Raw genomic sequence first — 8,709 nt, forward strand, 5'->3', positions numbered from 1 at the left:
AGAGGGCGGACTGGGGATCGATATGAAGAAAGAAGATAAAGAATGCCGGGCTCAGCTGTACGTGTAAATGTTTGAAGGGTTAGGTAGTTAGTGTAGGCGGAAGCCCAATGTCCTGCCGACATCAGTAGCGCGTTGACGTTATTTACTAAAAGCCCAATGGTTTCCAGTAACGTAGGAGCTTTCCCTTTCGCCTCACTATAGTGCGACAACGCTGCCTGATAGGCGACATCCTTTTGGCCCGTTAAAAGCTCGCATTGGAGTAGCAATCGCCGTAATACTTCGTGGGGAACCCAATTGTTGGGATCCAGGAGATAGCCGTGAGGATCGCGAAGGTCGTTGAAGGCGTCAAGGCCATCGAACAATGTGCGGTGATTAAGCTCTTTCGCGGCTTCGGGATTACAGGCTTCAAGGTGTCGAATGAGCATGCCGGTGAGGAGACAGGTTGCCCAAGGGTGAAAAACAGGTGTCGTAAGCTTTTGACTCATCATGGTGGCCATAGGTGGCGCATACATAGCACAAGAATATAGACCACGCCAGTATCGAAGAACGGAGAGATTGGGGGTATTTGTGAGACTACAGTGGCGCAAAGGTCAGAGAGGCTGTAATGTCATACACCATTCGAATCGGTCACGATAATGCCGTTGTTTGAGTGAAACTGGAGTGCTTGCTCCGATGAAAAACGTTTCGTTGGCATTAAGAGGAAAAAATTCCGTATTCCGTAATGTGGCGACCGTTTTGACATGGTTCGCTTAAACACAGAAATTCATCTATTGTCCCGAACGCTTGTGGAAGCGCTCGTACTTTCAGTTGCGCTGAGGCCCATTCGCTTCATTGGTATGAAGCGATCGCCGATATCATTTGATAAAGCGATTTGCGGAGAATCTCTTCAACCCAATTTGTCAGGGAGAGGCACCGGGAGTCCTTCCAGCTCCATGATCCGCAGTGCATTGGTGGTCGGACAGGGACCTGGACGCAGTGTGTAATCGAACTCGAGCGCGCCGTCGGCGACAATTTCTTGGAAATGCGCGTTTGTGAGGGAAGAAATTTCTTTCTGGAGGTCGGTCAATTCCAGGTCGTGCGTGCTCACTAGGCCAAATCCGTTTCCTTTCGAGAGTGCCTTAATGTAGGCGCGGCTTCCTATCAGCCGTTCGCGATTGTTCGTCCCCTTGAAAATCTCATCGATCAGAAACAGTATCGGGGGAGCCGTCTTGTCCTCGGTTGCTGCGAGGAGCGCTTTCAATCGTTTCACCTCGGCATAGAAAAACGACAAGCCAGCATCCAGCGAATCGTTGATGCGGAGGCAGCAGCCGATGCGGCTCCAACTCCACTCGAAGCGAGTCGCGCAGACAGGCGCGCCGGCCTGCGCAAGGCAGACATTGATGCCGATCGTTCGTAGAAACGTGCTCTTGCCGGACATGTTCGAGCCGGTGATGAGATGGATGGTGCCGAGGCCGGAGATATCGAGGTCGTTTGCAATGCGGGTATGGGGTGGAATCAATGGATGGCCGAGCGCGCCGGCCGTCACTCCGGCACGGGTTCCCGGTTGAGGCCATACGAAGGATGGATGCAAATAGGCGAAGGTTGCAAGCGCGGAGGCCGCTTCCACTTCTGCCAATCGATCGAGCCAGACCGGCAGCTCCGCTTGAATCCGGCGTTGGAATCTCTTCAACCGAAAGGTAAAGAAGAGATCCCATGGGCAGATGGCGTTGAAGCCCAAATGCACAAGTGGATGCGCTTTGATGCTGATACCGTGCAGCACGCGGGCGACCTGTTTGGTCAACGACGAGGGCGTTTTGCCTGGGACCAGGAGCGGTCGGCAAACGTCAGCAAGAGCTGATAGTGATCCCCTCGCATGCCGTTCGAGATACCGCAGGACTCTGCTCAGTTGTTCCATCTCGTGGTGAAGCCCGACGGCGTGTTCCAGGAGTTCTTCTCCCTGGTCGGTCATGAAGTAGATCATGGCGTAGAGGGCGAACGAGAACATCCAGTACCCCGGAAACCAATCCAGCAGCGTCCCGGTTACGAGGAAGATGGTTGTCAGGGCAAGGAGACTTTGAACAATGAGCACTGTCTCGAGATGGGGAAATCCGACCGGATGATTCAGGGCCGCTTCGAGGCGCCGTCCGTTGATTTCGTGCTCGCCGGCAAGATGTGCTTCCAACACGAGCCGATCGCGGAAAAGTGATCGAGGTTTCAACTTTTTCACCAGCCGTTGACGGGCTGCCCATGCTGCTGTGTCCGGCGGTTGCTTGAGCAGCCACGAGTTCAGGCGAAGACGTCCTTGGTCTGAGACCGTGTTGTCAATGAGGTGCAGGAGCGAGTGGGGGCCGATCAGATCTAGATCCAGTGCATAGAGATGTGACGATGGGACATCAACTGATTTCTGAGGAATTGTCGTCCAATCAAGCCGGACGCGCGCAAGGTGAACGGACTTGATCTGATGCCAAATCCGCAACCGATGAATCCGATGCTCGAGGCTGTTATGATAGGCGGCGACGATCAGGAAAAGGACGACGAAGCCCGCGAGCACGAGGTTCCCGGTGCTGTACCAGCCTGATCTGAACAAAGTGACGCTGCAGAGGGCTCCTGCGATGAAGATTCCCAAACGCCATTTTGTGAAACGTGAGCTGCCGCTTGTGCCCCTATCGATGAGACGTTGCACCCTTGCGAGGAGTTGCTCGAGTCGTGTTGCGCGGGAAAATGTAGCCATTTGGTAGCCGACCTTACTTGAAGGACGTCATGTCGTCAATGAATTCCAAATGGGTGGATGTCCAGATTGCCTCACCTGTCGATGCGGGGGAATTGTTGAGTTTGCTCGACGATCCGAACGTGCAAGGGGCCTGGCAAGACGGGGAAACGATCCACCTGTATTGGCCGCATCCTGTCTGGTCTCCTGACCATCTTGTTCGCCTTCGCAAGGTGCTTGATCAATTGGATGGGGCTGGAGTCGATCTTCCAGGAATTCTCGTGCAGTCGCTTCCGGATCAAGATTGGAATAGGCGTTGGGCGCAGTCCGTGAAGCCGCTGTGGGTGGGGAAACGGATTGTGATAAGACCGACCTGGGAGAATGTTGCCGCTGGGCCGGAGCAGATTGAGATCATCCTCGACCCCAAACAGGCCTTTGGGACCGGCCACCATGCGACAACTCGGATGGTATTGGAATGGCTCGAAGAGGTCGTCCGTATTGGTGATACCGTCCTGGACGTTGGGGCAGGTAGCGGTATTCTGGCGATGGTCGCACTCAGGTTGGGGGCAGGCAGGGCAACCGGGATCGATAACGATCCTGTAGCGGTTGATTGTTCGAAGGAATATGCTCGGCTGAATCAATTCGGCGAGGAACTGGCACTCCAGTGCGGAACTCTCGACCGTGACCAGATGTACGACATCGTGTTGGCCAATTTGGATCGACAAACCCTCCTATCTTTGGCGGAGCCTCTCGCTGCTTGCACCAAAAGAATGCTAATCGTGTCCGGTCTGTTACATGACCAAGGTGTAGAGATTAGAGAAGCGTTCGCGCGCGTGGGATTCTATCCGGTTGATCAGCGGGAGCGAGAGGGATGGATTGCGATCGGCTTTACCCGCGGGCAATCCTGTGAGGGAGGGGAGTCATGAGGGATTCAGGCCGGCCGCCGTACCCTCATGTGCATCAGATTAATATTTCAGACGGAGGGCTGCCGAAGTTGCCGGTCCTCGAAGCTAAGGTTACGGAACAGGGATTGGATGGCGATCGACAGCGCAATCTCAAGGTTCATGGCGGTCCGGATCGTGCGGTCTGTGTGTTTTCGTTGGAGCTCATCGAGCGACTCCAAGATGAGGGGCACTCGATCGACCCTGGTTCGTCGGGAGAAAATCTCACACTGGCGGGAGTTCAATGGGAAAAGCTTGAGCCGGGTGTACATCTGAACATCGGCCCTGTCGTGCGTCTGAAGTTGACCAGCTACTGTGCGCCGTGCGAATGGAATGCCCGCTGGTTTCGTGACGGAGAGTTCTCGAGGATCTCGCAAAAAAAGAACCCTGGCTGGAGCCGCCTGTATGCGAGAGTCTTGCAGAGCGGTATTGTCCGCCCGGGAGACGAGGTCGTTATCGAGGCTAAAGGCCAGGGGCAGTTCATTCCCTCACAATGAGCTGACCCTCAGCCTTGACCTTAGCCTGTTTGAGGAATGAAGCATGGATCGCATCCTTGAACCGGAGCTTATGGAAGATGAGGCGCAGGTCTTGGCCTATGCCGGGGCCGACTTCGAGGAAGAAAATCAAGGTTTCGTCGATCGCTTTCGCGAGTACTTTCCGGACTTTTCTAAAGGGCAGGTGTTTGATCTTGGTTGTGGTCCCGGGGATATTCCGATCCGGCTGGCCACAGCTCTGCCTGATTGCCGCGTGACCGGTTTCGATGCTTCCGATCCGATGATTCGGTTAGCCGAAAGGACGGTTGCTGAAGCTGGATTAGCCCATCGCATCACCTTTCGCTGCGAGCGGTTTCAGGATATTGCCGGCGCCAACCTGGCTGATGCTGTGATCTCCAACAGTCTTCTCCACCATGTGCCGAATCCTCTGCAGTTCTGGAATCGCCTTCGACAATTGGTGAAACCGGGTTCGCCGGTTCTTATCATGGACCTGTTGCGTCCGGAATCACCTGAGGCGGCGCAAGCGATCGTTGACCGCTATGCAGCCGGTGAACCGGAAATTCTCCGTCGCGATTTTTATAACTCGCTGCGCGCTGCTTTTACTGAAGACGAGGTTACATCTCAACTGGCTCGTATGAATCTGACACGGCTGCTGATCGACGTGATTGATGATCGCCATTGGGTGGTGGGAGGAATCATTCATTGAAATTAACGCCATCTTCTGCCGTTGCGGTCATTGTCTTCATGCTTGTAAGCGTGTTGGGCAGTGGTGTCTCCTGGGCTCAGTTAGACCGGTTGAGGAAGGCCAGATCAGCGCAACGAATGCCCGTGGCCGACACGCCGATGGTAGAGATTCCGGCCGGAGAATTTATGATGGGACGGGAGGGGAACGAAGCATTGGCGGATGAACGCCCCCTGCATCCGGTATGGCTGGAGACCTTCTCAATCGACCTCTACGAAGTGACGACGTCACAGTACGCTCAATTCATTTCGGCAACAGATCGTACGGCGCCGTGGCAATGGGAATCGGTGCAGCTAAGTCAGCATGGCGATCGGCCTGTTGTCGGTGTGAGTTGGGACGACGCAGACGCGTATTGTCGTTGGAAAGAGAAGCGGTTGCCGACCGAGGCGGAATGGGAAAAGGCGGCGAGGGGAACTGATGGCCGACGCTATCCTTGGGGTAATCAGGTGCCAACGAACGATGTTGCCAATTTCGCGATCGGAGCGCGGTTTAGCTACAACCAGGTGCTCAAGCCTGTACGTTCACTCGACCGAGGGAGGAGTCCCTACGGCCTTTATCACATGGCTGGCAACGCTTATGAGTGGGTACAGGACTGGTATCTGACGAACTATTATGAGGCCTCTCCTGTGAAAAACCCCCAAGGTCCTGAAGGGGGCCAGTTCAAAGTCCTGCGGGGCGGATCGTGGTCTGATCTGGCAAAGTATTTATTGACGTACAGCCGCTTCAAACTTCCGCCTAGGACCCGCAACAGTTATACGGGTTTCCGGTGTGCGAAGTAACGGAACAGCAGTCGTCAAAGGATCATCAGGGTGATGAGGAAGAAACCGGTCAGCAGGCAGAGTGAGGAAATGTAAAACTCTCCGCTACGGTCGCCGAGCCATGCGGATTTCCATTTCCTGGGATAGAGGGCCTGGTTTTCCATAATCAAGCCTTCTTCGAAAAACCCGAGCGCCTGTTCGAGCTGGATCAGGACCTGCTTGGCCAAGCGGTGGCGATATTGTTGCTGCAAGACCAGCCCGCAAAATAGCCCGCACCACACCAGCGCGGAGAGACTGAGAAGGAACGATTCCGGCGACGAGAGCCGGCCCTTGAGGGGGCTCAGCATCAAGGCGAATAGCATGGCGATCAGCCCGAAGGCTCCGAAGGCGGTGAGCCGCATCATCTGTTCGCGGCGCTTGTACACTTCCTCCTTGTACAGGGGGTAGAGAACCGTGAGAACGTGTTGGGTGCCTTCGGTAATCATCAGAACCTCGGCTATGACATATACGAGGGAACCAGGTGCATTTCCAGCCACTGAGTTATCGATGCCGTCATCGCGCGGAAATCTTCCCCTCGGGTAAACTGATGGTCTGCTTCCGGCAAAATGTCGAGTCGCTTGCGCCCCCTGAGCGATTCAAAGAGCCGGCGGCTTTGATGCAGAGGAATCATCTCGTCTTTCTGTCCCTGCACGATCAATGTTGGCGCTGACACATGAGTGGCCGGCTCATAGGCGATCTGCTGCAGGCAGTCTTCGTACATGAGGTACTTCAGCCGGACGCGTTCCGACCCTCCGAGGATGTTCGGGATCGTGTCCGTTGTCTGCCAGCGGGCCATCTCGTCCTGACCGAATTCTAAGCGAAGCTCTTCCGCAAAATCCACCACCGGACACTTGAGGGCCAGGCAGGCAATGTCCTGTCTCTGAGAGGCCGTGAGGATAGACACGAGTCCTCCAAAACTCGAGCCTACGAGGCCGATGGTCCGATAACCCAGCGAAGTAACAACTGAAATAGCAGCCTTAGCCTGCCCGATGGCAAGTGAAGTCGTGATGTCTTCGAACAACCCTTCGCTCTCTCCCTGGCCGAAAAAATCGAACCGAAACGTCGTCAGTCCACGCTCGTTCAACAGCCTCGTCAATGTCCTGTTCGTCGTGCTGTTCTTATTGGACAGAAAGCCGTGACAAAGGATGACGGCCGCGTGGGCGTCCTGTTCCGGACGGCTGAGGGTCGCAGAGACTCGATGTCCCCATTCGTCTTGAAACGTCAGCGCTTCTTCCATGGAGTTGCCGGTAGGATAGACAGCCTTACGGGGCCGGTTGAAGTCCAACTGCCCAAGCTAACTTGGCGGTGAAGAGGGTCAAGCCGGCGAGGAGTGAGCCGGCCGCGATCCACACCGCCCATTGCACATACAAGGAATTGAGCGGGAAGCTCCACACGAGGGCGGCAAGGATGACCAGAGCCATCGCTCCAAGACTCATCGTTCCCAGTTGCACTGTTCGCCATCTGTTCATGATGGCGTCGAGTTCCTCATGGTATGGGCCTCGTTTCTTATGATTCTGGACTCTGTTCGCCGCAAGGATTGTGGGTAGCGCGTACGAGAGCGCGCCGCAAACGCTCTGAACCATGAATCCGACAAAGGCCAGGTGGGTATAGGCCACTACGTGCAGGGATCCGATCGGAAACATCGGTTGCGCCGGCAGGTAATTGGCACCTATGGCGATGCCGGCCGCCGTTGCCAGCATCAGAAAGAAGATGCCGATCAGCAGATGGTCGGACGCTGCGCTACCGGAGATGTCCGATCGAATCCAGGTCTTGAGAAGTCGGTAGGTGCAGATGCCGACACCGATGAGCAAAAGACCACCAATCGCCAATTCGAATTTAAGTGAAGAGGTGACAAAGCCGCCGAGCAACGCCGCGAACCCAATCGGGATGGCCCATAACATGATGTCAGCCATCCGAAGGTGAACCAATTCCCTCTGCAAGACGGCGGGCAGCATCTGATGACTGCCGATGAAAAAAATTACAGTAAAAAAACCCAAGACGGTGAGATGAACATGCAGCAGCCGCAGATATGCGTAGTACTCGGGGTAGAGACGGAAGGCCATCGAGACTCCGATGATGATGCCGAGCAACAAGGCCGTCACGGCTCCCCGGTAGACCCAGCTGACTCCGCTCGGTCCGTTTAATATCTTCCGCGAGTGGTGCCAGGCTTCTCTGGCCGTGTTCATAACGGCGCCGAGAAGGATCACGCCGAAGATCCCGGCCAGCGTCATTTCCCCAAGCCACAGAGCGATCAGCAACGCGATCGTGATGCCATTCAAGGCGAAGAACAGGGCCGGACGTGATTGGGAGTAGGCTTGCTTCTGCGCAGTGGATCGTTCCAATGAAACGAGGAGGCTGCCGATGACCAGTTGAAGGAGCCCTCCCACCAACGATCCGTGCACATGAATCGATTTGAGCCATGGCGGAAGCGGTGTGCCTTGGACAAGGCCGACTAACGTAGCGATGCCGAGCAGGGATGCGAGGAGCAGCCAGGCAAAGCCGGTCAGTAAAAATGTCAGCGGAGTGCAGCGCATCGCGCATCACCCTCCAAGAAAGTAAAAATGATTGGTCGGTCCATTCCCGTGTCCAATAGCCAAGCTATGGCGGATGGCTTCCGTCAAATAAGTCTTTGCGGTTTGCACCGCGTCGGCCAGGTTCTTGCCTCTTGCGAGATGAGCCGTAATTGCGGAGGCATAGGTGCAGCCGGTCCCATGGGTGTGGGGTGTTTCGATAAACTCTCCCTTGAAGATGTTAAAAAAGCGTCCATCGTAGAGCAGGTCCGTGGCGCGTTCGGCGAGGAGATGCCCTCCCTTGATTAAGACGTGCTTACACCCGAATCCGTGAATCACTTTCGCGGCTCGTCGCGCATCCGCCAGTGACTTGATCTCGATGCCGGACAGCTGCTGGGCTTCGTGGACATTCGGTGTCACAAGCAAGGCAAGAGGGAACAGCTGCTGCTTCATGGCCTCGACGGCGTCCGGTTTGATCAGCGGGTGGCCGCTTTTCGAAATCATGACGGGATCAACGACCAGGTTCGTGACATTTTGCG

10 protein-coding genes are annotated in these 8,709 nt (G+C 55.4%); 4 read left to right on the forward strand and 6 right to left on the reverse strand.

Features of this window, described 5'->3' with window-relative positions; translation table 11 throughout:
- Nucleotides 1–497: hypothetical protein (locus ACWVCN_RS10800; protein ID WP_455245693.1), on the reverse strand; the 497-nt coding region annotated here is incomplete at its 3' end.
- Nucleotides 498–886: 389 nt separating this feature from the next.
- Nucleotides 887–2,710: a MutS family DNA mismatch repair protein gene (locus ACWVCN_RS10805; RefSeq protein ID WP_455245694.1), complete on the reverse strand. Its 1,824-nt coding sequence runs from the start codon at nucleotides 2,708–2,710 to the stop codon at nucleotides 887–889.
- A gap of 38 nt (nucleotides 2,711–2,748) precedes the next feature.
- Here ACWVCN_RS10805 and ACWVCN_RS10810 point away from each other — a divergent pair, with 38 nt between their 5' ends.
- Genes ACWVCN_RS10810 through ACWVCN_RS10825 form a run of 4 tightly spaced genes read left to right on the forward strand, consistent with a single transcriptional unit; the run spans nucleotide 2,749 to nucleotide 5,642 of the window.
- Complete coding sequence (locus ACWVCN_RS10810; protein ID WP_455245695.1) at nucleotides 2,749–3,612, forward strand: 50S ribosomal protein L11 methyltransferase; 864 nt, start codon at nucleotides 2,749–2,751, stop codon at nucleotides 3,610–3,612.
- On the forward strand, nucleotides 3,609–4,124 hold the full coding sequence (locus tag ACWVCN_RS10815; protein ID WP_455245696.1) for an MOSC domain-containing protein: 516 nt from the start codon (nucleotides 3,609–3,611) through the stop codon (nucleotides 4,122–4,124). The genes ACWVCN_RS10810 and ACWVCN_RS10815 overlap by 4 nt, the downstream gene beginning before the upstream one ends.
- Nucleotides 4,125–4,167: 43 nt before the next feature.
- Nucleotides 4,168–4,827, forward strand: coding sequence for a class I SAM-dependent methyltransferase (locus ACWVCN_RS10820; RefSeq protein ID WP_455245697.1), 660 nt, complete (start codon nucleotides 4,168–4,170; stop codon nucleotides 4,825–4,827).
- Complete coding sequence (locus tag ACWVCN_RS10825; RefSeq protein WP_455245698.1) at nucleotides 4,824–5,642, forward strand: formylglycine-generating enzyme family protein; 819 nt, start codon at nucleotides 4,824–4,826, stop codon at nucleotides 5,640–5,642. Before ACWVCN_RS10820 ends, ACWVCN_RS10825 begins: the two co-directional genes overlap by 4 nt.
- Before the next feature lie 14 nt (nucleotides 5,643–5,656).
- Here the strand turns inward: ACWVCN_RS10825 and ACWVCN_RS10830 are convergent, their stop codons facing one another.
- From ACWVCN_RS10830 to thiD, 4 genes are all read right to left on the reverse strand, one after another.
- Nucleotides 5,657–6,106: a hypothetical protein gene (locus ACWVCN_RS10830; protein ID WP_455245699.1), complete on the reverse strand. Its 450-nt coding sequence runs from the start codon at nucleotides 6,104–6,106 to the stop codon at nucleotides 5,657–5,659.
- A gap of 11 nt (nucleotides 6,107–6,117) precedes the next feature.
- Nucleotides 6,118–6,897 (reverse strand): alpha/beta hydrolase, encoded by a 780-nt coding sequence (locus tag ACWVCN_RS10835; RefSeq protein ID WP_455245701.1) that lies wholly within the window; start codon nucleotides 6,895–6,897, stop codon nucleotides 6,118–6,120.
- Nucleotides 6,898–6,922: 25 nt separating this feature from the next.
- The gene (locus tag ACWVCN_RS10840) at nucleotides 6,923–8,194 is read right to left on the reverse strand and encodes a hypothetical protein (RefSeq protein ID WP_455245702.1); all 1,272 of its coding nucleotides are present in this window, start codon (nucleotides 8,192–8,194) and stop codon (nucleotides 6,923–6,925) included.
- A gap of 6 nt (nucleotides 8,195–8,200) precedes the next feature.
- Nucleotides 8,201–8,709 (reverse strand): bifunctional hydroxymethylpyrimidine kinase/phosphomethylpyrimidine kinase (gene thiD, locus ACWVCN_RS10845; protein WP_455245703.1); only part of this gene is annotated, 509 nt, incomplete at its 5' end.

The sequence above is a fragment of the Petrachloros mirabilis genome (assembly GCF_975968855.1).

Bases quoted from the DNA above. Each gene is read 5' to 3' on its own strand.
- ACWVCN_RS10835 (WP_455245701.1), bottom strand. From the start codon at position 6,897: ATGGAAGAAGCGCTGACGTTTCAAGACGAATGGGGACATCGAGTCTCT.
- ACWVCN_RS10820 (WP_455245697.1), top strand. From the start codon at position 4,168: ATGGATCGCATCCTTGAACCGGAGCTTATGGAAGATGAGGCGCAGGTC.
- ACWVCN_RS10810 (WP_455245695.1), top strand. From the start codon at position 2,749: ATGAATTCCAAATGGGTGGATGTCCAGATTGCCTCACCTGTCGATGCG.
- ACWVCN_RS10815 (WP_455245696.1), top strand. From the start codon at position 3,609: ATGAGGGATTCAGGCCGGCCGCCGTACCCTCATGTGCATCAGATTAAT.
- ACWVCN_RS10805 (WP_455245694.1), bottom strand. From the start codon at position 2,710: ATGGCTACATTTTCCCGCGCAACACGACTCGAGCAACTCCTCGCAAGG.
- ACWVCN_RS10840 (WP_455245702.1), bottom strand. From the start codon at position 8,194: ATGCGCTGCACTCCGCTGACATTTTTACTGACCGGCTTTGCCTGGCTG.
- ACWVCN_RS10830 (WP_455245699.1), bottom strand. From the start codon at position 6,106: ATGATTACCGAAGGCACCCAACACGTTCTCACGGTTCTCTACCCCCTG.